Raw genomic sequence first — 23,992 nt, forward strand, 5'->3', positions numbered from 1 at the left:
ATCCGGTTTGCGTGTTTGTCGGGGTGGCCATGAGGAGGATCTGTGAACATCGTTGACCGGCCGGAGGTTCTGGTCGTCGGCCACGCCGTGCGGACGTGCAACGCCGACGAGATGGATCCGGCGCGGGCGAAACTGCCGGCGCTGTGGCAGCGGGCGGGCGTGCCGGGGGCCTTCGCGCACGTGCCGGGGCGGGTCGACGAGAACCTGTACGCGGTCCTGACCGACTACGAGAGCGACCACCACGGCTTCTACACCCAGGTCGTCGGGGTGGCCGTGCGCACCGCCGCCGCCCTGCCCGAGGGCATGGTCGCGGTCCGGGTGCCCGCCGTGCCGGCGCTGAGGCTGGAGGCGCGGGGGGCCATGCCGGGCGCACTGGTGGAGTGCTGGCAGCGGATGTGGAAGCACACCGAGTCCGGCGGCACCCCGCCCCGGGCCTTCAGCACCGACCTGGAGGTCCACCACCGCGAGGGCGTGGACCTCTACGTGGCGGTCTTCCCGCCGATGCGCTGAGCCGCACCGGGCGTCGCCCGGGAGTCCTCGTCCTCGTCCTCGTCGTCCGGTGGCGGGTCGGGCAGCCGCCAGGCCGAGATGAGCAGCGGCGCCATCATGTTCGTCATGAAGAGCGCGATCAGCGCCATGAGGGCGGCGGAGGCCGGCACGTCGATCTCGTCTGGGACGAGAACACCGGCGGTGAGCAGCGCGGCGGCGAGCGAGGCCAGCACGCCGTGCACCATGCGGTGGGCCAGGGCGGTGGCGCGGAGCCGCTCGGCCACCTGCCGTTCGTCCAGCTGCTTCTCGGCCAGCGCGGTGACGCCCCGGGTGGCGACGTTGAGCAGCGAGATGACCGGCAGGGCCAGCACCGTCGAGAACCCGAGCAGGGCGAAGAACGGCCACGGCGTGTCGCCCCGCTCCGCGGTCCAGGCGGGGACCACGTTCACCCACAGGAGCGCCACGGAGACGGCGCCGATCACGGCGAGCCTGCGGCGCCGGGCCCGCGTGGCGTACCAGCCCGGCAGGATGTCCATCTGCACGGCCTCGGCCTGACTGATCCGCCAGGAGGGCCTGCTGTCGTCCGTCACTTCGTCTCACTTCCCAGCCGCGGGAACGGCCTCAACGAGAACACCACTTCCATCGGGACCTCGAAGTACTCGGCGATGCGCAGGGCGAGGTGCAGGCTCGGGCTGTACTCGCCCCGCTCCAGGTAGCCGACCGTCTGGTAGTGCACCCCGAGCGCGGCCGCGAGCTCCTTGCGCGAGACGCCGCGCTCGGCCCGCAGCATCGGGATGCGGTTGTAGACCTCTTCCGTGCTCATCGCGCCCTCCCCGGATCACGAGTTCTGGGCGGCGAACTGCCGTTCGGCGAGCCGCGAGCCGGACTCCCGCCGGGTCGTCCGGCGGATCAGCACCGGGGCGAGCAGCATGCCGGCCACCGCCCAGGCCGCCAGCGCCGCCGCCACGTACGGCAGGCGCCAGCTCCCGCCGATCTCCGCGGTGAGCATCGTGTCGGGCAGGAAGGCCGCGCGCAGGCCGAGCCCCTGCCAGTAGGGCGGGAACGCCTGGGCGATCCACTGGAGGGTCTCGGGCATGAACGTCACGGGGAAGAGGATCCCGGAGGTGAACATCAGGGCCAGCATGGGCAGGGAGGCGAGGCCGACCGCGTTCCTGCTGGGCAGCACGGAGCCGATGGCCGCTCCCAGCGGGACCGCGGCGACGGTGCCCAGGACCAGGACCCACAGCAGCGTCGGCCAGTCGTCCGGGAGCGGCGCGCCGCCCAGGACGACGCCGGTGGCCACGATCAGCACCACCTGCACGGTGATCTGGCACAGGAGGGTGACCGCCCGGCCCACCAGGTAGGCGGGGATGCCGCCGGGGATGGTGCGCAGCCGCAGCAGCGTGCCCTCCTCCCGGTCGGTCACCAGCGCCATGGGGAGCGTCACCAGCGCGGTGCCGAAGACGGTGTAGGCGATGAAGCCGACCATCAGGAACGTGAGCTGGGAGACCCCCGTGCCCTCGATGGGGGAGTCCTTCAGCCACAGGCTCAGCACGGCGAAGAGCCCCACCGTTCCGATCAGGTTGCCGACCAGCTCCTTGCGGGTGCGGAGCAGGTGCATGTGCTCCGTCCAGCCCCGCCTGATCCCGATGCGCAGTGTCCTGCCGTTCACGCGGCCCTCCCGATCAGTCCGAGGTAGCTCTCCTCCAGCGACGGCCGCCGGATCTCCAGTCCGGGCACCGGTCCGTCGAATCTCCTGTGCAGCTCCCACGCCAGCTGCGACGGGTCGTCGGTGGCCTGGACGTGCTCGCGGCCGTCCTCCACCCAGCGCACCTGGGACGGCGCCTGCACGGTCCGCGCCAGCTCGGCCGGGGTGCCGCAGACGGCGATCCGCCCGCCGACCAGGATCGCGGTCCGGTGCGCGAGCTTCTCCGCCTCGACCAGGTCGTGCGTGGTGAGCAGCACCGTCATGCCGTCCTCCGCGGCGAGCCGGGCGAGCAGCTGGTGGAACTCGTGCCGGGCCTCCGGGTCGAAGCCGGTCGTCGGCTCGTCCAGGAAGAGCAGCTCGGGGCGGCCCACGATGCCGAGGGCGACGTCCAGGCGGCGGCGCTGCCCGCCGGACAGGAGGGCGATCCGCTGACCGGCCTGCCCGGTCAGCCCGACCGCGGCCAGCAGCCCGTCCGGGTCGTGCGGATCGTCGTAGAACTCGCTCACGTGGCCGATGAGCTCCCGCACGCCCCACCGGCCGTGGTCGCGCCAGTTCTGCAGCACGATCCCGAGCTTGGCCCGCCAGGCGTCGGAGCCCTTCTCCGGGTCCGTGCCGAGCACGCCGACCTCGCCGGCCGACCGCCTGCGGAAGCCCTCCAGGATCTCGATCGTGGTGGTCTTGCCCGCCCCGTTGGGCCCGAGCAGGGTGAAGATCTCTCCGCGCCGGATCTCCAGGTCGACCCCGCGCAGCACCTCGGCTGCGCCGTACTTCATCCGCAGCCCGCGCACACTCACCGCAGTACTCATGCCGTCGAATGTAGTACAACTACTACATATGAGTGAAGTCCTGCTTCTCATGTACTGAGATCTACGACGGAGGGCGGTACACCTGAGACGCAGGTGTACCGCCCTCCGCCGGGCCCTCCGGTCCGGTGGGGCTTGCCCGGGCGCGGCGGTGCCGGAGTGCTCGTCGTGCGGCTAGGCCAGCACCCCCGCCTCGCGCAGCTTCGCGGCGGTCTCGTCCGGCAGGCCCCAGGCCGACAGGTCGGCCAGCCGGGTGGCGGGGGACAGGTCCTGCTCGGGCACGCCCAGCAGCCGGGGCGCCGGGGCGGGCTGCCGCACCCCCCCGACCTCGACGAACGTGCCGCGCGCCCGGTTGTGCGGGTGCCCGGGGGCCTCGGACATCTCCAGCACGGGGGAGACGCACGCGTCCGTGCCGTCGAAGACCGCCTCCCACTCGGCCCGCGTCCGCGACCGGAACGCCTCGGCCAGCCGCTCGCGCAGGGCGGGCCAGTTGGCCCGGTCCTCGCGGTCGGGCAGGTCGGTCAGGCCCATGAGCGAGACCAGCTGCGCCCAGAACTGCGGCTCCAGCGCGCCGACCGCCAGATACTTTCCGTCGGCCGTCTCGTAGGTGTCGTAGACGGGCGAGCCGGTGTCGAGCAGGTTGGTGCCGCGCGGACCCCAGAAGCCGGACTGCACGCCGTGGTAGAACATCGCGAACAGTGTCGCGGCCCCGTCGACCATGGCGGCGTCGATCACCCGGCCCCGCCCGGTCCGCTCCCGCTCGATCAGGGCGAGCAGCACGCCGTAGGCCAGCATCAGCCCGCCGCCGGCGAAGTCGCCGAGGATGTTGATCGGCGGCGTGGGCTTCTCGCCGGCACGGCCGAGCATCGACAGGACGCCGGAGACCGCGATGTAGTCGATGTCGTGCCCGGCGGTCGGCGCCAGCGGGCCGTCCTGGCCCCAGCCGGTCATCCGCCCGTAGACCAGGCGGGGGTTGACGGCGTGCAGGTCGTCCGGGCCGATGCCCAGGCGCTCGGCGACCCCCGGACGGAAGACCTCGATGACGACGTCCGCGTGCGCGGCGAGCTCCTTGAAGGCGGCGACCCCGTCGGGGGACTTCAGATCCAGGCCGATCGTGCGCTTGCCCCGGTCCATCACGTCGCGGCGGGGCGCCTCCCCGGCGGCGGCCACCGTGGAGACCCGCTCGACCCGCAGCACCTCGGCGCCGTGGTCGGCCAGCATCATCCCGGCGAACGGACCGGGGGCCAGGCCGGCCAGTTCCAGTACGCGGACTCCGGCCAGCGGCCCTTTCCTGCTCATCTGCTCCATCGGCGACTCCTCGGGTGCGCGCCCCGGCCACGGCCGGGCGCGGCGTTGCCAAGCGATTGCTTGACCGTGTGCGGTGCTCTCCCGGGCAAGTAGAACAACATTCGGATCCTCGTGGCAAGACGCCCCACCCGGTGACCGGCACCTGTGGGAAACTTGCGGCCGTCGGTTCGGTAACGGGGAGACTTCGTAATGGCATATCCGCACGGGGAACGGATGATCGCGGGGCGTTACCGGCTGGTGCGCGAGCTGGGCCGGGGCGGCATGGGCGTGGTGTGGGAGGGGCACGACACGGTCCTCGCCCGCCCGGTCGCCGTCAAGGAGGTGCTGCTCCCGCCGCATCTGCCGCCGGCGGAGCAGGAGCGCCAGCTGGCCCGCACCTCGCGTGAGGCCAGGACGGCGGCCCGGCTCAACCACCACGGCATCGTGGCGGTCTACGACGTGGCCGAGGAGGACGGCCGCCCGTGGATCATCATGGAGCTGGTGCGGGCCCGGGGCCTGGACGAGGCCGGCGTGCTCCCGGTGCGCCAGGTCGCGTCGATCGGACGCCAGGTGCTGGCGGCGCTGCGGGCCGCCCACCAGGCGGGGATCATGCACCGCGACGTCAAGCCGAGCAACATCCTCCTCACCCCGGACGGCCGGGCCGTGCTCACCGACTTCGGCATCGCCACCGTGGAGGGCGACGCCTCCCTCACCCAGACGGGCATGGTCACCGGCTCGCCGAGCTTCCTCCCGCCGGAGCGGGCCGTGGGCGGTGAGGCCGGCCCCTGGTCGGACCTGTGGTCGCTCGGCGCCACGCTGTACGCGATGCTGACGGACGGGCGGGGGCCGTTCGAGCGCCGTGACGCGATGGCCACGCTGGGGGCGCTCCTGTCGGAGGAGGTCGACCTCGGCCGGGTGCACCCCGCGATGCGCGAGGTGCTGGCCGGGCTGCTCCGCCGCGAGCCCGCGCACCGGCTCACCGCCGAGCAGGCGGACGCGCTGCTGGCGGAGGCGACCGGCGAGGCGCCCGGGCCGCGCCGCACCTCGGCCGGCCGTCCCGCAGGACACGCCGGCCCTTCCGGCGGCGGGCACCGGGCGGGACAGGCCGCCCACCCGGGACGGGCAGGGGCGCCGGGCCGTACGGCGGCGCACCACCACGCGGCGCCGGACCGCACGGCGGCGCAGGGCGCGGGGCGGCACGGCGCGGGGAACAGGGCGGACCGGACGGTTTCCGAGCCGCCCCCCGGACAGGCCCCGCCCGCGCGGCGGCACGGCAGACGCGTCCCGATCGTGCTGGCCATGACCCTGGCGGTGCTCGTGACCGGCGCGGGCACGGCCGGCTGGGTCATCTCCGAGGCGGACCGGTCCGCCGCCGCGCCGCCCGTCCCGGACCCGGTGCCGCCCGCCGCCGGACCGGGGGAGAGGCCCCGGACCGCCACCCCCACGCCCACGCCGACCCCCGCCCCCGCACCGACCCGGAGCCCGCGACCCGCCGCGGCGGGGGCCGAGACGCGGCAGTGGACCGGAACCGACCCGGAGAAGTGGTCGATCCAGTACCCGTCCGGCTGGAAGACGGACCACATCGCCGAGACCGGGTACACCCAGTGGCTCAGCCCCGCCGGCGACGCCCACATGTCGGTGGAGGTGCTGCGCCCGGTGACCGGCCTGGAGGACGTCAAGGAGCACCTGAAGGCGGAGGTCGGACGGTGGAGCGAGATCGCCGGCGAGAGCACCAGGCAGGTCGCCACCCCCTACGGCGAGGCGCTGGACTGGGAGTTCGGCTGGACGGCGAGGGAGGCCGGAGGGGCGGAGTGGGCCTCGCCCGGGACGGGCTACCACGAGGTGCGGCGCCTCATCGGGCTCGGCGACAGCGCCGTCATGCTCACCTGGACCACCGCGGACTCCCAGTGGAGCAGGCACCAGGCCCTGATGCGCCGGGTGCTCGGCAGCTTCCGGCTGGACCGCGCGGGGTGACGGCGGCCGGGCGGTTTTCGGTCTGCCCGTTCCCCGAAGAGTTTTCGCGCGTTTAACGCACCCCTCCTGGCCGCGTGCACATCGGAGAGATAACGTGCTAGAGGCGATCTTTCCTGTCGAGAGCCTGGGGGTGATGTCCCGTGACGCCCACGACACCGATGTCGGCGCACCGGCGGGCGGTCGAGCAGATCAGGGAGTCCTACGCGGCCATCCCCACGGGGGCCGCGCCCAGGCTGGCCAAGAGCACCACGAACCTCTTCCGCTTCCGGGAGGGCGCCCGCGCGGCCGGGCTCTCCGCCCGGGACCTGGACCAGGTCATCGAGGTCGACCCCGTCACCAGGACCGCCGAGGTCCAGGGGATGACGACCTACGAGCGCCTCGTCGACGCCACGCTCCCGCACGGGCTCATGCCGTACGTCGTGCCGCAGCTCAAGACCATCACGCTCGGCGGCGCGGTGACCGGGCTCGGCATCGAGTCCACCAGCTTCCGCGACGGGCTGCCGCACGAGTCGGTGGAGGAGATGGAGATCCTCACCGGCGACGGCCGCGTCGTCGTCGCCCGGGACGAGGGCGAGCACCGCGACCTGTTCCGGGCCTTTCCCAACTCCTACGGCACCCTCGGCTACGCGCTCCGGCTCCGGATCAGGCTCAAGCCCGTCCAGCCGTACGTCCGGCTGACGCACCTGGAGTTCACCGACGCCCACAAGTGCATGCTCGCGATGAACGAGATCTGCGAGCGGGGTGAGCACGACGGCGAGCCGGTCGACTTCGTGGACGGCACCTTCTTCGCGCCCGACGAGCTCTACATCACCCTCGGCCGCTTCGCCGAGCGCGCGCCGTACGTGTCGGACTACACCGGCATGCGGATCTACTACCAGTCGATCAGGACGCGGAGCCGCGACTGGCTGACCGTCCGCGACTACCTGTGGCGCTGGGACACCGACTGGTTCTGGTGCTCGCGCGCCTTCGGGGTGCAGGACCCGCTGGTGCGCTCGGTGATGCCGCGCCGGTGGATGCGCTCCGACGTCTACCGCCGCCTCGTCGGCCTGGACCGCAGGTACGGCGTGACCGCCCGGATCGACCGGTGGCGGGACCGGCCCGTGCAGGAGTCGGTCATCCAGGACATCGAGGTGCCGGTCGAGCGCGGCGCGGACTTCCTGGAGTTCTTCCACGAGAAGGTCGGCATGACGCCGGTCTGGATGTGCCCGCTGAGGTCCTCGAGCGAGTGGCCGCTCTACCCGCTGGAGCCCGGCCGCCTGTACGTGAACTTCGGCTTCTGGGGGACCGTCCCGCTGCCCCGGGGGCAGTTCGACGGTTACCACAACCGGCTGATCGAGCACGAGGTGCATCGGCTGGAGGGGCACAAGTCGCTGTACTCGACGTCGTTCTACCCCCGGGACGAATTCTGGCGCCTCTACAACGGGGACGCCTACTGGCCGGTCAAACGGGCCTACGACCCGTCGGGCCGGCTGCTCGATCTCTACGACAAGTGTGTGCGGGGGCGATAGGGAGGTTTCTTCTGTGAAGCTCGCGGAGATCTTCGAGAGGGTCGTCGGCCCGGAGGCGGGAATCGGGTTCACCGCCTACGACGGCAGCAAGGCCGGCCCCGCAAGCGCCGACATCACCATCGAGGTCAAGACCCCCATCGCGGTGGCCTACCTCGCGCAGGCCCCCGGCGAGCTCGGGCTCGCCCGGGCCTACGTCTCAGGCCACCTCGACGTCCACGGCGACATCTACACCCTGCTGTCACGGATGTGGTCCCTGACCATCGGCGACATCTCACTGCGAGAGAAGATCGACACGGCGCGGGCCCTCGGGCTCAGGCCGCTGACGATGATCGTCCCGCCTCCTCCCCAGGAGGTGCGGCGCAGCGTGCTGGCCCGGCTGGGCAGCCGGCACGCCAAGGAGCGGGACGCCCAGGTGATCCAGCACCACTACGACGTCTCCAACACCTTCTACGAGTGGGTGCTGGGCCCCTCCATGGCGTACACCTGCGCGGTCTTCCCCACCGCGGAGTCGTCTCTGGAGGAGGCGCAGTTCGCCAAGTTCGACCTGGTGGCCAGGAAGCTGGGCCTGAGGCCGGGCATGCGCCTGCTGGACGTCGGCTGCGGCTGGGGCGGCATGGCGATCCACGCCGCCCGCGAGTACGGCGTCAAGGTGCTCGCCGTCACCCTCTCGCGCCAGCAGGCAGAGTGGGGGCAGAAGGCCGTCGCCGAGGCGGGTCTCGGCGACCTGGTGGAGATCCGGCACAGCGACTACCGCGACGTCACGGAGAGCGGCTTCGACGCGGTCAGCTCGATCGGCCTGACCGAGCACATCGGCAGGGACCGTCTCCCGTTCTACTTCCGCTTCCTGTACGGCAAGCTCGTCCCCGGCGGGCGCCTGCTCAACCACTGCATCACCCGGCCGACGGGCAGGGAGAAGACCTTCAACGCCGGCGGGTTCATCAACCGCTACGTCTTCCCCGACGGGGAGCTCGAGTCCGTGGGCACCCTGGTCCGCGAGATGGAGGACGTCGGCTTCGAGATCCACCATGAGGAGAACCTCCGCGAGCACTACGCCCTGACCCTCAAACACTGGTCCGCCAACCTCGACGAGCACTGGGAGAAGGCCGTCCGGGAGGTGGGCCGCGGCACGGCGCGGGTCTGGCGGCTCTACATGGCCGGCTGCGCGGTCGGCTTCGAGCGCAACAAGGTCCAGCTCCACCAGGTGCTGGCCACCAGGCTGGACGCGGAGGCCCGCTCCGGGATGCCGCTGCGGCCCTCCCGCGACTGGCCCTGATCCGTAAGGCTCCCGGGCACGCCGCGCCCGCGGGGACCCGCTCGTCACGGCGGGTGCCCGCGGGCGCGGCCCGTCTGCGGGCGAGGGCCGGCCGTCAGGCGGCCAGCGGCCCGGCGGCGCCGGCCTCGGCCCAGCGGCCCTTGCCCCGCTGCTTGGCCGAGTACATCGCGGCGTCGGCCGCGCGCAGGAGTCCCGTGGCCGAGACCCCGGTGTCGCCTTCATGCACGGCGACGCCGATGCTGACGCCGACGTGGAGCCGGTGGGCGCCGAACGGCACCGGCGCGGAGACCTCCTCGAGGACCCGCTCGGCCAGGCGGGCCGCGTCCTGGTGCGTCGTCTCCCGGCACAGCAGGACGAACTCGTCGCCGCCGAGGCGGGCCGCCAGATCGGTGCCCCGGATCGCGGCGGTGAGGCGCTCGCCGACCGTGCGCAGGACGGCGTCGCCGGCCTCGTGGCCGTAGGTGTCGTTGACCTGCTTGAAACCGTCGAGGTCGAGATAGAGGACCGCGGTGCCCGCCCCGCCGTCCCGCAGGACGCACTCCAGGGTGTCGTGCAGGACGGTGCGGTTGGCCAGACCGGTCAGCGGGTCGTGGCGGGCCTGGTAGGCAAGCTGGGCCTGCATGCGCTCCTGCTCGCGGACCGCGGTGGTGAACCGGGTCAGCACGAACGCCGCGGCGGCCGCGCTGGCGATGATGGTCACGATCTCCTCGCCGCTGAAGCCGGCGTACCGCAGGGCCAGGGTCGGCGTGCCGAGCAGCGCCAGGCCCAGGAAGACGACCCGCGCCGGGTGCAGTGTCCGCACGTCCGTGCCGGGACGGGTCAGCTCGTCACGGCCGGGGTGCAGCACGGCCGTGACGAGCAGGGCGTGGCCGGCCAGCAGGCCGACGCCGAGCCGCTCCAGGACGTACCACAGGTCGAGGCTCCAGCGCTCGAACACGTGCGGCAGCACGTTGTAGCCCAGGTCCACGGTGAGGTAGGCGCCGACGGCGGCGAGCAGCAGCCGGGTCGGGGCGCCGCGCTCGCCCGGCGACAGGGCGAGGAAGAGCGCGGCCGCGAGCACCACGATGTCGCAGACGGGGTAGAGCGCTGGAATGATCGCGTCGCCCAGGCCGTACTTGAGGGACGGCTCGATCAGGAACTGCCAGGCGGCCAGCACGGCCACCGTGGACAGGGTCAGCGCGTCGAGGACGGCGCCGCGCAGGCGGCCGGGCGCCCGGCGGCGGGCCATCAGGATCAGGGCCACGGCGACCAGGGGATAGCCTCCGAGCCAGAAGGCGTCGCTGATCCCGACCGAGGGCACCTCCGGGGTGAACAGGAAGTACGCCATCTCGATCACGTCGCCGGTGAGCCAGAGCGTCTGGGCGAGGGCGATCAGCAGCCACGGCCGCCGGCCGGGCCCTTCCGCCAGTCGCAGCGCCGCCCACCAGGTGAGGGCGCAGGTCGTTCCGTACAGGGCGAAGTAGAGGATCTGCCCTGTGGTCTGGTCGTACGTCGCGGCGGTCACGGCCGCTACCGTGACCGCCGCGACGAGGAAACTCCATGATCTGGCGGCCGTCATGCCTGACTCATCGGCAGGACGGCCGCCGGGCTGAGGAAGCCGCGGGAACCGTTACCGGAGCTCGCGCTTGAGGATCTTGCCGGTGGCGGTCATCGGCAGGGTCTCGCGGAACTCCACGAGGCGCGGGTACTTGTAGGAGGCCATGTTCTCCTTGGACCAGGAGATCAGCTGCTCCTCGGTGAGGGCGGCCCCGGGGGTGCGGATGATGTAGGCCTTGATCTCCTCGCCGTGCGAGTCGTGGGGCACGCCGACCACCGCGGCGAGCGAGACCTCGGGGTGGGTCATCAGGACCTCCTCGAGCTCGCGCGGGTAGACGTTGAAGCCGCCCCGGATGATCATGTCCTTGGCCCGGTCGACGATCGTGTAGTAGCCGTCGGCGTCCCGGGTGGCGATGTCGCCGGTGCGGAACCAGCCGTCCTTCATGACCTCGGCCGTGGCCTCGGGCCGGTTGTAGTAGCCCTTCATGATGTTGTGGCCGCGGATCGCGATCTCACCCGGGCCCTCGCCCTCGACCGCGTTCCACTCGCTGTCGACGAGCTTCATCTCCACGCCCCAGACCGGCGTGCCGATGGTGCCGGGCTTGGTGGGCTTGCCGAGCTGGTTGAAGCTGGCCACCGGGGAGGTCTCCGACAGGCCGTAGCCCTCCAGGATGCCGAAGCCGAAGGTCGCCTCGAAGTCCTTGAGCACCTCGACGGGGGCGGCGGCGCCGCCCGACACGGCCGCCTTCAGCGAGGTGGGCACCTCGTCGCCGTCGGCGTGGATCTTCGTCAGCATGCCCCAGAACATGGTCGGCACGCCGGCGAACAGCGTGATGTCCTCCTTGCGCATCAGCTCCAGCGCGGGGCCCGGCTCGAAGCGCGGCAGCAGCACGATGGTGGCGCGGCGGCGGAGACCGGCGTTCATGACGACGGTCTGGCCGAAGGAGTGGAAGAGCGGGAGCACCGCCAGGTAGGCGTCGCCCTCCTCGGAACGCGGGAACATCTCGTCCGAGACGATGGCGTTCACCAGCATGTTCATGTGGGTGAGCTCGGCGCCCTTGGGCCGGCCGGTGGTGCCGCTGGTGTAGAGGATGACGGCGGTGTCGTCCGGCGCGGTCTGCGCGGTCTCGAACTCGCCGGAGACGCCGTCCAGCGCCGCCCAGAAGGTCTCGCCGTACTCCGACTCGGTGGCGAACGGCGTGGCCGGCAGGACGAAGAAGTGCTCGGTGCCCGCCGCCGCCTCGAAGCCCTCCCGGCCCCGCCGGCCCAGCGGCAGGTCCGGCAGCCCCTCGAAGCAGAAGAGCGCCTTGGCCTCGGAGTCCTCGAGGTGGTAGGCGATCTCCGATCCCTGGAGGAGGATGTTGAGCGGCACCACGGTCGCCCCGGCCTTGAGGATCCCGAAGTACACGAAGGGGAAGTAGGGCAGGTTGGGGCAGGCGAGGGCCACCTTGTCGCCCTTGCCGATCCCGCGGGAGACGAGCAGGTTGGCAACCTGGTTCGCGACGGTGTTGAGCAGGGAGTACGGAATCCGCAGGTCTCCGTAGACCACGGCGGTGCGGTCGGGGCACTCCCGGGCGCTGTCCTCCAGCACGATCGACAGGTTGAGCATGAGTTGGATCCTCCGTCCGGACAAGCTCTGACCTGTTCATCCTGTCAGGAGGACCATACCTACCGGTAGGTATGGCAGGTCACAAAACAGTGGGCATCTCGGGAGAACGCCCAGGTAAGAGCCTGCTTACGAAGTGGCGATCTTGCTGGGGCGGTGTCTCCGCGGCGCGTGAGGGAGGGGTGCGGCCTTGACGTAAGTGCTTACTTGCACAAATCTGGATGGATGACCGTGAGTGTGGCGGATATCGACCTCTCAGAGATCCCCTTCTGGGCGCTTCCGCAGGCCGAGCGCATGGACGCCTTCCGGCGGCTCCGCGAGCTGGACCGGCCCGTGTTCGTCAAGGAGAACAAGATCCCCTTCATCGGGGGCGGCCCCGGCTACCACGCCCTGGTGCGGCATGCCGACGTCTCCGAGGCCAGCCGGAACGCCGGTGTCTTCAGCAGCGAGCCGACGGCCAACAGCATCGTCGACATGCCCAGGTGGATGGCCGTCTACTTCGGCTCGATGATCAACATGGACGACCCCCGGCACGCGCGGCTGCGGCGGATCGTGTCACGGGCGTTCACCCCCCGCATCCTGGCCAAGATGGAGGAGGACCTCCAGCGCGCGGCCACGCGGATCGTGGACGAGGCGGTCGCCGCAGGGCCCGGGGACTTCGTCACCCGGATCGCCGCCCGGCTGCCGGTCCAGGTCATCTGCGACATGATGGGCATCCCGCCGGAGCACCACGACCGGGTGCTCCGCGCCACCAACATCATCCTCGGCAACACCGATCCGGAGTACACCGGCATCCAGCCCGAGCTCAGGCGCTGGAACGTGGCGCGCGGGCTGGTCAAGCTGATGAGCGCCGGCCGGGAGCTCAACCACCTGGCCGCCAGGCTCGGCCGGGCGCGCCGGGGCCGCTCCACCGGCGACCTGACCAGCCTGCTGGTGAACGGCGAGGAGTCCCTCACCCCCCAGGAGCTCGGCTCGTTCTTCATCCTGCTGGTGGTCGCCGGGAGCGAGACCACCCGCAACGCCATCAGCCACGGGCTGAAACTGCTCACCGACCATCCGGAGCAGCGCGCGCTGCTCATGGAGGACTTCGAGGGGCGCATCGGCGGCGCGGTCGAGGAGATCGTCCGCTACTCCACGCCGGTGATCCAGTTCCGCCGCACGCTCACCCGCGACCACTCGATGAACGGCACGGACTACCGCAGGGGCGACAAGGTCCTGCTCTTCTACAACTCCGCCAACCGGGACGAGTCCGTCTTCACCGATCCCGACGTCTTCGACATCACCCGCCATCCCAACCCGCACGTCGGGTTCGGCGGGCCGGGCCCCCACTACTGCCTGGGCGCCCACCTGGCCCGCCGGGAGATCACCGTGATGTTCCGGGAGCTGTTCACCCGGCTGCCGGCGATCCGCTCGGCCGGCGAACCCTCCTATCTGCTCTCCAACTTCATCAACGGCATCAAGCACATGCGGTACACGGTCTGAGTCTCCACGCGGCGTCCCCCCTGCGGGGCCCGCGGGGACCCGCCCGGCCGGGGGTGCGGCCCTGGGCCGGACGGGTCCCGGGGTCGCGGAGGCGCCCGGCGGCCCCGCCGTCCTCCCAGCGGGGCGGATCCGCCGGTCCGCACGGCTCTCCGGGGTGGTCAGGGCGTAGATCATATGGCAGGATCGGTGAAACCGAACGCGGTTCTAGTGGAGGTTGGCGTGACGGTTTCGCTGGCGGAGATCGACCTTTCCGACCTGGCGTTCTGGGAGCGGCCCATGGCCGAGCGGGAGGCGGCCTTCGCCCTGCTCCGCGCCCAGCCGGGCCCGGTCCTCTTCCCGGAGCCGGAGATCAGCTTCGCCCCGCCCGGCCGCGGCTACCACGCCCTGGTGCGGCACGCCGACGTCGTGGACGCCAGCCGCAACGCGGAGGTCTTCTGCTCGGGCAGGGGCGCGGTGAACGTCCAGGACCTGCCCGTGGAGTTCAACGAGTACTTCGGCTCGATGATCAATATGGACGATCCCCGGCACGCGCGGCTGCGGCGGATCGTCTCCCGGGCCTTCACCCCGAAGATGATCAACCAGTTCGAGGCCGACGTCCAGGCCGAGGCCACCCGGATCGTCGACGACCTGCTGGTCAAGGGGCCGGGGTGCGACTTCGTCACCGAGGTGGCCGCCCGCCTCCCCTTGAAGATCATCTGCGACATGATGGGCATACCGGAGGAGCACCACCAGACGGTCTTCGAGGCATCGAACATCATCCTGTCCGGCGGCGACCCGGAGTTCATGGAGGACCCCGGCCGCGCGGCCGAGCTGCTCCTCGGCGCGGGACAGCGCCTGCAGGACCTGGTCGTCTCCCTCGCCGACGCCGGCGGCGACAACCTCATCACCTCGCTGACCAGCGCCAACATCGACGGCGAGAAGCTGACGATGCAGGAGCTGGGATCGTTCTTCATCCTGCTGGTCGTGGCGGGCAACGAGACCACGCGCAACGCCATCTCGCACGGCCTGCACCTGTTCACCGAGAACCCCGGCCAGCGCGCGCTGCTCATGGAGGACTTCGAGGGGCGCGTCGGCGGCGCGGTCGAGGAGATCGTCCGGGTGGCCTCGCCGGTCACCTGGATGCGCCGCACGGTCACCCGCGACCACGAGATGAACGGACACCTCTACCGCGAGGGCGACAAGGTCCTGCTCTTCTATTGGTCCGCCAACCGGGACGAGTCGGTCTTCACCGACCCCCACCGGTTCGACGTCCTGCGGGCCGACGGGCCGCACGTGGGCTTCGGGGGGCCGGGGCCGCACTTCTGCCTGGGCGCCCACCTGGCCCGCCGGGAGATCACCGTGATGTTCCGCGAGCTGTTCACCCGGATCCCGCAGATCCGCGCGGCCGGTGAGCCCGACCGGCTCCGCTCCAGCTTCATCAACGGCATCAAGCACCTCACCTGCGACTTCTGAGCGGGTAACGCGCCGGCCCGAGCGGGCAACGCGCCGGCCCGAGCGGACGGCGCGCCGGCCCGAGCGGACGGCGCGTTGACCTGAGCGGGCGCGCCCGCCAATGATGGCGGTATGAGCGTGATGCCGGGCGAGCACGGGCCGATCACCTCGGTCGCCGACGTAGACCTGTCCGACCACACCTTCTGGGCCAGGCCCATGCGGGAGCGGGAGCACGCCTTCGCGCTCCTGCGGAGCCTGGACCGGCCGGTCTTCTACGCCGAGCCGGAGGTCTTCTTCGCGCCCAGGGGGCCCGGCTACCACGCCCTGGTACGGCACGCCGACATCCTGGAGGCGAGCCGCGCACCCGAGATCTTCTGCTCGGGGGACGGCGGCGCCACCAACATCCCGGACATGCCGCCGCAGTTCGCCGAGTACTTCGGCTCGATGATCAACATGGACGATCCCCGGCACGCGCGGCTGCGGCGGATCGTCTCCCGGGCCTTCACCCCGAAGATGATCAACCGCTTCGAGGCCGGCGTCGAGGCGGCGGCCGCCCGGATCGTCGACGACCTGCTGGTCAAGGGGCCGGGGTGCGACTTCGTCACCGAAGTGGCCGCCCGCCTCCCCTTGAAGATCATCTGCGACATGATGGGCATCCCGGAGAAGGACTACGGCTTCGTCTTCGAGCGCTCCAACCGCATCCTCGGCGGCTTCGACCCCGAGTACGGCGGTGGCGACCCGGCCGCGATCGGGGAGCACCTGCTGACGGCGGGCATGGAGCTGAACCAGCTCGTCCAGGACCTCGCCGCGCACCGGGCCGGGCACCCCGCCGACGACCTCATCTCGGCCCTGGCGTGCGCGAACATCGACGGGGAGCGGCTCACCGGGCAGGAGCTGGGATCGTTCTTCATCCTGCTGGTCGTGGCGGGCAACGAGACCACGCGCAACGCCATCTCGCACGGTCTGCACCTGTTCACCGAGAACCCCGGCCAGCGCGCGCTGCTCATGGAGGACTTCGAGGGGCGCGTCGCCGGGGCGGTCGAGGAGATCGTCCGGCTGGCCTCGCCGGTGAACTTCATGCGCCGCAAGGTGACCCGCGACCACGAGATGAACGGCAACCTCTACCGGAAAGGGGAGAAGGTCGTCCTCTTCTACTGGTCCGCCAACCGGGACGAGTCGGTCTTCACCGACCCGCTCCGGTTCGACGTCCTGCGGACCGAAGGGCCGCACGTGGGCTTCGGCGGGCCGGGGCCGCACTTCTGCCTGGGCGCCCACCTGGCCCGCCGGGAGATCACCGTGATGTTCCGCGAGCTGTTCCGCCGGGTCCCGCACATCGAGGGCGGCGAGCCCCAGCGGCTCTACTCCAGCTTCATCAACGGCATCAAGCACATGCCGTGCGTCTTCTAGCCCGCCCGGCCGTCCGTCCCTAGCCCGCCGTCGTCCGGATCGCCTTGAAGACGGCGTTGATGTCCGGCAGCAGCTCCTTCTTGCTGTCCGGCACCGACATGTAGACGATCGACGGCAGATCGGCCCCGGTGCTCACGGCCGCCACGACCACGGTGGTCCTCTGCTGGTCCGCGGTGACCTCGTAGGCGGCGAGCTGCGCCGGCAGGCCGCCGACGGACAGGGTCTGCTGGGCCGTCTTGCGCGCGGTGTTGCCCTCGGGGAAGAACTTCTTACGCGCCACGAGCGTGACCGCGTTGATCACCGGGGAGAGGTTCTCCGGTGAGGTGTAGTACTTCCGCATCCGGGGCGAGAGCGGTCCCGACATCAGCTGCGCGGCCACGGGCTTGCCCGCCGGGTCCTGTCCGGCCAGGACGTACTGCCGGGTGCTGAAGCCGTACGTGGTGGCCACGCTCGGGCGGGTGTCCAGCCGCCACGGCGCGCCCAGCTGCGGCAGGGTGAGCCCGGCCCTGGCGTCGGTGAGGGCGCCGGCCACCGGCGAGGCGTCACCGGGGAACTTCGGCAGGCGGCCGATCTTCTTCGCGGTGGGGCTCGGCTTGGCCGTCTGCGAGGGCTTGGTCGCGGCGGCCGCGGGATCCTCCTCGCTGGAGGCCAGCGGGCCGCCGATGAACGCCCACAGCACCGCGCCGACGAGCGCGATCACCGCCGAACCGGCGAGCGCGAAGACCCACACGGGCCTGCCGGACCCGGCGAGCTCGTCCTCCTCCCCGATCGCCTGGTAGTTGTCACCGAAGACGGTGTTCCACAGCTCCTGCTGGCGCTCCGGAGGAGGGGTCTTCGGCCCGCTGATCTGACCCGCCGTGACGAACGGCCGGTTGGGGTCGGAGGGGTCCCGGCTCAGGTGGCCGCCCGCCCGGCTCTGCCCGGGCTGTCCGCCCTGTCCGGCGCCGGCCTGCCCGGACGGCTCCGGCTGCGGGCCGGGCCGCCGTCCCCCGGGCACCGGGCGTCCGGGCCCGGCGGCGTCACGTCCGGGTCCGGCGTCATGGCCGGGGGCGGTGGGGAAGGAGGCCGGGGCTCCGAAGGTCGCCGTCCGGGCGAAGGGGTCACCGGACGTGAAGGGGTCCTGCCGCGCGAACGGGTCGTGCCCGGCGGCCGGAACGGCCCCGGGGCCGGAAGGGGCGCCGGGGCCGGCGTCCGCGACCGGCGGGGTCCAGCCGGGCCGGGAGTCCGGGCCGGGAGCGGCCCAGTTCGGCCGGGACTCCGCACCCTCGGAGGCACCCTCGGAGGCACCCTCGGAGGGTGCCGTCCAGTTCGGCCGCGAGTCGGACCAGGCGGGAGTGAAGAACGAGGAGGGCGCCGCCTCGCCGGAGGACGGGCCCCGCCCGCCGTCGCCGGAGGACGAGTCCCGCCCGCCGCCGGAGGCCGGGGCGGAGGGCCGCGCGGGGGAGTCCTGCCGGGGCCCGCCGTTTCCCTGCGGACCGGAGGCGTCCGTGCCGAACATCTGCTGCCACGAGCGGTTCCCCGGGATCGAGGCCGTACGGGACGGGGCCTCGGACGGGCCGGTCTGCGGACGGGGGAGGCGGGGGCCGGAGGAGTCGTGCGCGCCGGCGGATGAGGGCTCGGGCGTCTGGCCCCATGACGGGGGTACGGGGGGTCGGCTGGAATGATCCGAGGCCATGGCTTCCTTACCTCCCGCACGGGTGCCCGAATTATGTGTGTTGGGCATGTTCTCACGCGAGGCGGGGGGGTTCGCAGGAAAACGGGACAACGCTTCCCTGAACTGGAGGCCGGTGGGATCGGTCGGAGGGTCCTGCAGAGGCAGACCCGCCTCCGTGGGATCCGGGCCCTGCCCCGGCTCTGCTGAGTGTGCCACGGTGAAAAGGGTAAACTGCCGGGACAGACGAGGTCACAACAGATCCGTCGCCATCGCGTCTCGGTTGCCCCGGATGGACGGGCGCCCCCCATTGTGCCGCCCGGGCGGCTCCGGTGTCCCGGTTCCACCATGATCGGGTGCCGTCTTCCGGCCATGACCCCCGCTTGCGGACTGCGATAGTCTTGGACTATGCGTGCCGCGGCCCTGCTGCTTACCGGGCCGCATCGGCTCTCCCTGCCTTAGGGGGCGCCCCGCGAGATTCCGCGGTCCGGCCTGCCGCGCCGGACACGGGAGCGAGGGCGCGTTCCAGGCGCCCGCCGATGCGGCTGCCCTTCGCGTGAGCGGAGGGTTTTTCTATTGGGGCCGGATGGTCCAGGTCATCTGCGCAGACGTACACCGAGGGAAGAGACGTGAGCGAGCGAGCCGACACACAACGCGACGAGCAGCACTACGACCCCCAGGCACTGCAGGCGAAGTGGCAGCGGCGATGGGAGGAGCTGGACCCGTTCCGGGCCTCGGGCGACCCCGCCGACACCCGCGAGAAGCGCTACATGCTCGACATGTTCTCCTACCCCTCCGGTGACCTGCACATGGGGCACGCCGAGGCGTTCGGCATCGGCGACGTCGTCGCGCGCTACTGGGTCCAGAAGGGCTACAACGTCCTGCATCCCGTCGGCTGGGACTCCTTCGGCCTGCCCGCGGAGAACGCCGCGATCAAGCGCAACGCCCACCCCGCCGAGTGGACCTACGCCAACATCGAAACCCAGGCCGCCTCGTTCAAGCGCTATGGGGTCTCCTTCGACTGGTCGACCCGGCTGCACACCAGCGACGCCTCCTACTACCGGTGGACCCAGTGGCTGTTCCTGCGCTTCTTCGAGCGCGGGCTGGCCTACCGCAAGGGCGGTCTGGTCAACTGGTGTCCGAACGACCAGACGGTGCTGGCCAACGAGCAGGTCGTCGGCGGCAGGTGCGAGCGCTGCGGCGCCGAGGTGGTCCGCCGCGAGCTGACCCAGTGGTACTTCAAGATCACTGAGTACGCCGACCGGCTGCTGGAGGACATGGAGCAGCTGGAGGGCGGCTGGCCCGAGCGCGTGCTGAGCATGCAGCGCAACTGGATCGGCCGCTCCGAGGGCGCCGACGTCGACTTCGTGATCGAGGGCCGCGACGAGCCGGTCACGGTCTACACCACCCGCCCCGACACCCTGTACGGCGCGACCTTCTTCGTGGTCGCCCCGGACGCCCCGCTGGCCGAGGAGATCGTCTCCGACGGGCAGCGGGCGGCCTTCGAGGCATATCGGGCCGAGGTGGCCAAGCTGAGCGACATCGACCGGCTCTCCACCGACAAGGAGAAGACCGGCGTCTTCCTGGGCCGCTACGCGATCAACCCGGTCAACGGCGAGCGCATGCCGGTCTGGGCGGCCGACTACGTGCTGTCCGACTACGGCCACGGCGCCATCATGGCCGTGCCCGCGCACGACCAGCGCGACCTGGACTTCGCCCGCACCTTCGACCTGCCGGTCCGGGTCGTGGTCCACACGGGCATGGCCGACCCGGGGGAGACGGGGGTGGCGACCTCCGGCGACGGTGTGATGGTCAACTCCGGCCCCTTGGACGGCCTGGACAAGACCTCCGCGATCCGCAGGATCATCGAGATCCTGAGCGAGCGGGGCACGGGCAAGGCCACGGTCAACTTCCGGCTGCGCGACTGGCTGCTGTCCCGCCAGCGCTTCTGGGGCTGCCCGATCCCGATCATCCACTGCGTCGACTGTGGTGAGGTCCCCGTCCCGGACGAGCAGCTCCCGGTCACCCTGCCCGACCTGCGCGGCGAGGCGCTGGCGCCCAAGGGGATCTCCCCGCTGGCCTCGGCCGCCGACTGGGTCGAGGTGTCCTGCCCCAAGTGCGGTGGCCCCGCCCGGCGGGACACCGACACGATGGACACCTTCGTCGACTCCTCGTGGTACTACCTGCGCTACGTGGACCCGGACTACGAGGGCGGCCCGTTCGACGTGGAGAAGGTCCGCCAGTGGGGCCCGATCGACCAGTACGTCGGCGGGGTGGAGCACGCGATCCTGCACCTGCTGTACTCCCGGTTCTTCACCAAGGTCCTGCACGACATGGGCATGGTCGACTTCACCGAGCCCTTCACCCGCCTGCTCAACCAGGGCCAGGTGATCAACCAGGGCAAGGCGATGTCCAAGTCGCTGGGCAACGGTGTGGACCTGGGCCAGCAGATCGACGCCTTCGGCGTGGACGCCGTCCGGCTGACCATGATCTTCGCCGGTCCGCCCGAGGACGACATCGACTGGGCCGACGTCTCGCCCGCCGCCTCCCAGAAGTTCCTGGCCCGGGCCTTCCGGGTCATGGCGGAGGCGGGCGCGGCCTCCGCCCCCGGCGTGGACCTCTCCACCGGGAACCTGGAGCTGCGCAGGACCGTCCACAAGATCATTCATGAGGTCACCGGGCTGGTCGAGTCGCACCGCTTCAACGTGGCGGTGGCCCGCATCATGGAGCTGACGAGTGCGGCCCGCAAGGCCATCGACTCCGGGCCCGGCGCCGCCGACCCGGCCGTCCGGGAGGCCGCCGAGACCCTGGCGGTCATGCTCTCGCTGGTCGCGCCGTACGTCGCGGAGGAGGGCTGGGAGCGTCTGGGGCACCCGGCCTCGGTCGTGAGGGCGGGCTGGCCGGTGGCCGAGGAGGCCCTGCTGGTCGAGGAGTCCGTCACCTGCGTCGTGCAGGTCGCCGGCAAGGTCCGCGACCGGCTGGAGGTCTCCCCGGAGATCTCCGAGGACGACCTGAAGGCGCTGGCGCTGGCCTCGGAGAAGATCCAGGGCTTCCTGACCGGCGCGCCGCGCAAGGTCATCGTCCGCGCGCCGAAGCTGGTCAACATCGTGCCGTAGCGGATGGGGCGCGTCCAAAACCACCCATTGGGCGCGCCCTCTACTATAGTTCCCGCATGCGACGTATCGCGGTCTCCCTCGCGGCGGCAGGGCTGGTCCTGTCGGGCTGCTCGGGCGGGGAGGCCGTTCCGGGCCGTCCGTCCGCCGCCCCGGCTCCTCCCTCGGGTCTTCCCTCCACCGTTCCCTCCACCGCCCCGTCTCCCGCCGCCTCCCCCTCCGGAGACGGGCAGGAGAGCACGGGGAGCTCCTCGTCCGGCAGGGACGAGGGTCTCCGCGAGGCGATGGCCGCGGTCTCCGGCAGCGGACCCGCCGACCTGTACTTCGAGTACGGCGCTCCGGGCCACTGGCGCGAGCTCGGTGTGCTGACCGCGCGGGGAGCGGAGGAAGGTCCCTGGGCGTCCTCCGTCCTCTACGGGATGAGCGATCTGAGCACCGCGCCCCTGCTGGCGGAGAGGACGGGCATCGACCCCTTCGCCGCGGACCGCGCCATCACGATCGGCCACCAGCCGGACAGGAGCGTCCGCCTCGACGGCGGCGTCGACGCCGGGACCGTCAGGAGGAGACTGACCGAGCGGGGCGCCGAACGCGCGAAGATCGGCGGCCGCGACGGTCTCGTGCTCGCCAGGGACCGCGCGGCCGGATCCGTGGACCGGCTGCGCGACATCGGGGTGCTGAACCTGCTCAACAAGGTCGTCGTCACCGGCTCCACGATCGCCATGGGAACGGCCTCGGGCCCGCTCACCGCGGCCTTCGGCGGGCCGGACTCCCTGGCCGGCAGCCCCTCGCACGCCGCCGTCGCCGACTGTCTCGGCGGCAACCTCGTCAACGCGGTCATCCTGCGGGAGAAGGAGTCCGCGGCGGTGGCCCTCTACGCGGTCGGGCTGCGCCGTCCGGTGTTCCCGGAGGACACCCCGGTCAACGTGGTCTGCGTGCTGCCGAGGGACGGTTTCGCCGCCGAGGTGAAGAAGACCTTCACCGGCAGGCTCACCACGACCGCCAAGACCCTGCAGGGCGAGTCGTACGGGAAGTACGCCTACGCGATCGAGCACGACGAGGTGGCGAGCGGCGGGTTCACGGCCCTGCGCGCCACGCTCAGGATCGCCCCGGGAGGCAGGGCGGATCTCGCGCACCGCATGCTGGCCGACGGGAACCTGGAGGCGGCGGCCGACCCCGCCTCGCCCCTGCCGGACATCGGCGGCTCCTTCGAATCGACCCCCTGACCTCCACGGGGACGTACGGCCGGCCGACGCGGTCGCGGGGCAGGGCCCGGAGGAGGTCCCCGCTCTGACCTCGCCCGGCGGCCGGGGAGGTCAGAGCGAGGAGACCCCCGCCCGGGGCGGGGAGGTCACGGCGAGAAGGCCTTCACCGCCCGGGCGACGCGGTCCAGGATCTCGGAGAGGACGGGCTCGGAAGTGGCGAAGTTCAGCCGGGCGAACCCCTCTCCGCCGGGGCCGAACGACGGGCCCGCGCTGAGCATCACCCGGGCCTCGCGATTCAGGAACTCGGCCGGGTCCTCGCCCAGCCCCAGCGTCCTGAAGTCCAGCCAGGCCAGATAGGTGGCGTCGGGTACCCGGTAGCCGACGCCCTCGGGGAGCCGCTCGGCGACCAGGCGCCGGTTGCGATCGAGCACCGCCCGCGCCCGCTCCAGCCAGCCGTCGCCGTCCCGCCAGGCCGCGACGGTCGCGTCGACCCCGAACACGTGGGCCGCGCCGTACAGGTGGCGGGGCTGGGCGGTCAGGGCCGCGCGTACCGCGGACGGTCCGAGGTGCGCCACCGAGCAGCGGATGCCGCCCAGGTTGAAGGCCTTGGTGGCGGAGGTGAGGGTGACGGTCCGCTCGGGCAGCAGCGTGGCGAAGGGGACGTGCCCGGCCGGACCGTGGGTGAGGTCGGCGTGGATCTCGTCGGAGACGACCAGCAGGTCGTGGCGCTCGGCCAGCTCGGCGAGGCCGGTGAGCTCGGCGCGGGTGAACGAGCGTCCGGTCGGGTTCTGCGGGTTGACCAGGAGCAGCACCCGGCAGCGCCCCTCGGCGAGCCGGGCGGCCAGGGCGTCGAGGTCGAAGCCCCAGGAGTCGCCGGAGGGCTCCATCGGGACGGGCAGAGGCGGCCGGTCCATGTCGGCCAGTGTCTGCAGGAAGGGAGGATAGGCCGGGACGTGCAGGGCGACCATGTCCCCGGGCCGGGTGGTCAGGTGCAGGACGACCTGGAGGGCCTGGTTGATGTCGGTGAAGGAGCGCACGTGGCCGGGGTCGGCCTGCCAGCCGTACCGCCGCTCCATGCGCTCGGCGAAGGCTCCGGCGAGGGGACCGTCACCGAGCTGGTCGAGCCAGGCGGGATAGCCGAGGTCACCGTTGGCCCGGCGGAGCAGGGCCTCCCGCACGGCGGGAGCAACCGGGAAGTCCATGTCCGCGACCCACGCCGGAATCACCCCGGGTCCCGCCAGGGACCACTTCGCTCCGTCCCGAGTGGTCAGGTCTTCCAGGGTCAGATCGTTCATATCGGGCAGATCGCTCACCGCCTCAGCTTAGTAGGGGTGGGCGGCCCGATGCTCTGGCCGATGTCCGCGGGCGGCCGGTGGAGGTGGGGCCATCGGCCCGTGCGGATGCCGGGCGGGCCGATGGCGCGGGATCGGTTCGGCAGTTCGGCGGTGCCGGTTCGAAAGCGCCGGTTCGTGACCGGCTCATGGCCGGCCCGGCGCCGGGGCGGGACGCGGCGCCCGCCCCG

Annotated in this window: 18 protein-coding genes; 9 read left to right on the forward strand and 9 right to left on the reverse strand. The window is 71.8% G+C overall.

All coding sequences use genetic code 11. The features are described from left to right. The first annotated feature begins 42 nt into the window (after nucleotides 1-42). A complete protein-coding gene (locus ACFOWE_RS22530) occupies nucleotides 43-510 on the forward strand; it encodes a GyrI-like domain-containing protein (protein ID WP_377290948.1) in 468 nt (155 codons plus the stop codon). Here the strand turns inward: ACFOWE_RS22530 and ACFOWE_RS22535 are convergent. The 5 genes from ACFOWE_RS22535 to ACFOWE_RS22555 form a co-directional block, all read right to left on the reverse strand. After that, nucleotides 480-1,079: a hypothetical protein gene (locus tag ACFOWE_RS22535; protein ID WP_377290950.1), complete on the reverse strand. Its 600-nt coding sequence runs from the start codon at nucleotides 1,077-1,079 to the stop codon at nucleotides 480-482. The two genes, ACFOWE_RS22530 and ACFOWE_RS22535, sit on opposite strands and share 31 nt — an antisense overlap. Continuing rightward, complete coding sequence (locus ACFOWE_RS22540) at nucleotides 1,076-1,312, reverse strand: helix-turn-helix transcriptional regulator (RefSeq protein ID WP_377290952.1); 237 nt, start codon at nucleotides 1,310-1,312, stop codon at nucleotides 1,076-1,078. Before ACFOWE_RS22540 ends, ACFOWE_RS22535 begins: the two co-directional genes overlap by 4 nt. 15 nt (nucleotides 1,313-1,327) lie before the next feature. Next, complete coding sequence (locus ACFOWE_RS22545) at nucleotides 1,328-2,161, reverse strand: ABC transporter permease (RefSeq protein WP_377290954.1); 834 nt, start codon at nucleotides 2,159-2,161, stop codon at nucleotides 1,328-1,330. After that, entirely contained in the window at nucleotides 2,158-3,003 is an 846-nt protein-coding gene (locus ACFOWE_RS22550; protein WP_377290956.1) for an ABC transporter ATP-binding protein, read from the reverse strand. Before ACFOWE_RS22550 ends, ACFOWE_RS22545 begins: the two co-directional genes overlap by 4 nt. 171 nt (nucleotides 3,004-3,174) lie before the next feature. Beyond that, entirely contained in the window at nucleotides 3,175-4,308 is a 1,134-nt protein-coding gene (locus ACFOWE_RS22555) for a CaiB/BaiF CoA transferase family protein (protein ID WP_377290958.1), read from the reverse strand. 189 nt (nucleotides 4,309-4,497) lie between these two features. On the opposite strand from ACFOWE_RS22555, the gene ACFOWE_RS22560 reads away from it, so the two are divergent. From ACFOWE_RS22560 to ACFOWE_RS22570, 3 genes are all read left to right on the forward strand, one after another. Next, nucleotides 4,498-6,261: a serine/threonine-protein kinase gene (locus ACFOWE_RS22560; RefSeq protein WP_377290960.1), complete on the forward strand. Its 1,764-nt coding sequence runs from the start codon at nucleotides 4,498-4,500 to the stop codon at nucleotides 6,259-6,261. A 158-nt stretch (nucleotides 6,262-6,419) separates the two neighbouring features. Next, entirely contained in the window at nucleotides 6,420-7,769 is a 1,350-nt protein-coding gene (locus tag ACFOWE_RS22565; protein WP_377291339.1) for an FAD-binding protein, read from the forward strand. Nucleotides 7,770-7,782: 13 nt separating this feature from the next. Continuing rightward, a complete protein-coding gene (locus ACFOWE_RS22570) occupies nucleotides 7,783-9,042 on the forward strand; it encodes a class I SAM-dependent methyltransferase (protein ID WP_377290962.1) in 1,260 nt (419 codons plus the stop codon). A 94-nt stretch (nucleotides 9,043-9,136) separates the two neighbouring features. Here the strand turns inward: ACFOWE_RS22570 and ACFOWE_RS22575 are convergent, their stop codons facing one another. Both ACFOWE_RS22575 and ACFOWE_RS22580 read right to left on the reverse strand, forming a co-directional pair. Further along, nucleotides 9,137-10,600: a diguanylate cyclase domain-containing protein gene (locus tag ACFOWE_RS22575; protein WP_377290964.1), complete on the reverse strand. Its 1,464-nt coding sequence runs from the start codon at nucleotides 10,598-10,600 to the stop codon at nucleotides 9,137-9,139. A gap of 51 nt (nucleotides 10,601-10,651) precedes the next feature. Continuing rightward, the gene (locus ACFOWE_RS22580; RefSeq protein ID WP_377290966.1) at nucleotides 10,652-12,187 is read right to left on the reverse strand and encodes a long-chain-fatty-acid--CoA ligase; all 1,536 of its coding nucleotides are present in this window, start codon (nucleotides 12,185-12,187) and stop codon (nucleotides 10,652-10,654) included. A 222-nt stretch (nucleotides 12,188-12,409) separates the two neighbouring features. Here ACFOWE_RS22580 and ACFOWE_RS22585 point away from each other — a divergent pair, with 222 nt between their 5' ends. From ACFOWE_RS22585 to ACFOWE_RS22595, 3 genes are all read left to right on the forward strand, one after another. Beyond that, complete coding sequence (locus ACFOWE_RS22585; RefSeq protein WP_377290968.1) at nucleotides 12,410-13,666, forward strand: cytochrome P450; 1,257 nt, start codon at nucleotides 12,410-12,412, stop codon at nucleotides 13,664-13,666. A gap of 174 nt (nucleotides 13,667-13,840) precedes the next feature. Next, nucleotides 13,841-15,118 (forward strand): cytochrome P450, encoded by a 1,278-nt coding sequence (locus ACFOWE_RS22590; protein WP_377290970.1) that lies wholly within the window; start codon nucleotides 13,841-13,843, stop codon nucleotides 15,116-15,118. A gap of 111 nt (nucleotides 15,119-15,229) precedes the next feature. Then, entirely contained in the window at nucleotides 15,230-16,504 is a 1,275-nt protein-coding gene (locus tag ACFOWE_RS22595) for a cytochrome P450 (protein WP_377290972.1), read from the forward strand. Between the two features lie 19 nt (nucleotides 16,505-16,523). Here ACFOWE_RS22595 and ACFOWE_RS22600 read toward each other — a convergent pair whose 3' ends face one another. After that, nucleotides 16,524-18,002 (reverse strand): hypothetical protein, encoded by a 1,479-nt coding sequence (locus ACFOWE_RS22600; protein ID WP_377290974.1) that lies wholly within the window; start codon nucleotides 18,000-18,002, stop codon nucleotides 16,524-16,526. A 782-nt stretch (nucleotides 18,003-18,784) separates the two neighbouring features. On the opposite strand from ACFOWE_RS22600, the gene leuS reads away from it, so the two are divergent. Together leuS and ACFOWE_RS22610 are read left to right on the forward strand one after the other, a co-directional pair. Beyond that, nucleotides 18,785-21,271: a leucine--tRNA ligase gene (gene leuS / locus ACFOWE_RS22605; RefSeq protein ID WP_377290976.1), complete on the forward strand. Its 2,487-nt coding sequence runs from the start codon at nucleotides 18,785-18,787 to the stop codon at nucleotides 21,269-21,271. Nucleotides 21,272-21,327: 56 nt separating this feature from the next. After that, the gene (locus tag ACFOWE_RS22610) at nucleotides 21,328-22,491 is read left to right on the forward strand and encodes a hypothetical protein (protein ID WP_377290978.1); all 1,164 of its coding nucleotides are present in this window, start codon (nucleotides 21,328-21,330) and stop codon (nucleotides 22,489-22,491) included. Nucleotides 22,492-22,616: 125 nt separating this feature from the next. Here ACFOWE_RS22610 and ACFOWE_RS22615 read toward each other — a convergent pair whose 3' ends face one another. Next, nucleotides 22,617-23,783 (reverse strand): MalY/PatB family protein, encoded by a 1,167-nt coding sequence (locus ACFOWE_RS22615; protein ID WP_377290980.1) that lies wholly within the window; start codon nucleotides 23,781-23,783, stop codon nucleotides 22,617-22,619. Between the last annotated feature and the right edge of the window lie 209 nt (nucleotides 23,784-23,992).

The sequence above is a fragment of the Planomonospora corallina genome (genome assembly GCF_042650625.1).
GTDB classification, from domain to species: Bacteria; Actinomycetota; Actinomycetes; order Streptosporangiales; family Streptosporangiaceae; genus Planomonospora_B; species Planomonospora_B corallina.

What these genes read in the sequence shown, in the direction of transcription:
- ACFOWE_RS22575 (WP_377290964.1), bottom strand. Translation starts at nt 10,600, where the DNA reads ATGACGGCCGCCAGATCATGGAGTTTCCTCGTCGCGGCGGTCACGGTA.
- ACFOWE_RS22595 (WP_377290972.1), top strand. Translation starts at nt 15,230, where the DNA reads ATGAGCGTGATGCCGGGCGAGCACGGGCCGATCACCTCGGTCGCCGAC.
- ACFOWE_RS22565 (WP_377291339.1), top strand. Translation starts at nt 6,420, where the DNA reads ATGTCGGCGCACCGGCGGGCGGTCGAGCAGATCAGGGAGTCCTACGCG.
- ACFOWE_RS22580 (WP_377290966.1), bottom strand. Translation starts at nt 12,187, where the DNA reads ATGCTCAACCTGTCGATCGTGCTGGAGGACAGCGCCCGGGAGTGCCCC.
- ACFOWE_RS22560 (WP_377290960.1), top strand. Translation starts at nt 4,498, where the DNA reads ATGGCATATCCGCACGGGGAACGGATGATCGCGGGGCGTTACCGGCTG.
- ACFOWE_RS22600 (WP_377290974.1), bottom strand. Translation starts at nt 18,002, where the DNA reads ATGTTCGGCACGGACGCCTCCGGTCCGCAGGGAAACGGCGGGCCCCGG.
- ACFOWE_RS22555 (WP_377290958.1), bottom strand. Translation starts at nt 4,308, where the DNA reads ATGGAGCAGATGAGCAGGAAAGGGCCGCTGGCCGGAGTCCGCGTACTG.
- ACFOWE_RS22550 (WP_377290956.1), bottom strand. Translation starts at nt 3,003, where the DNA reads ATGAGTACTGCGGTGAGTGTGCGCGGGCTGCGGATGAAGTACGGCGCA.
- ACFOWE_RS22610 (WP_377290978.1), top strand. Translation starts at nt 21,328, where the DNA reads ATGCGACGTATCGCGGTCTCCCTCGCGGCGGCAGGGCTGGTCCTGTCG.
- ACFOWE_RS22585 (WP_377290968.1), top strand. Translation starts at nt 12,410, where the DNA reads ATGACCGTGAGTGTGGCGGATATCGACCTCTCAGAGATCCCCTTCTGG.
- ACFOWE_RS22590 (WP_377290970.1), top strand. Translation starts at nt 13,841, where the DNA reads ATGGCAGGATCGGTGAAACCGAACGCGGTTCTAGTGGAGGTTGGCGTG.
- ACFOWE_RS22540 (WP_377290952.1), bottom strand. Translation starts at nt 1,312, where the DNA reads ATGAGCACGGAAGAGGTCTACAACCGCATCCCGATGCTGCGGGCCGAG.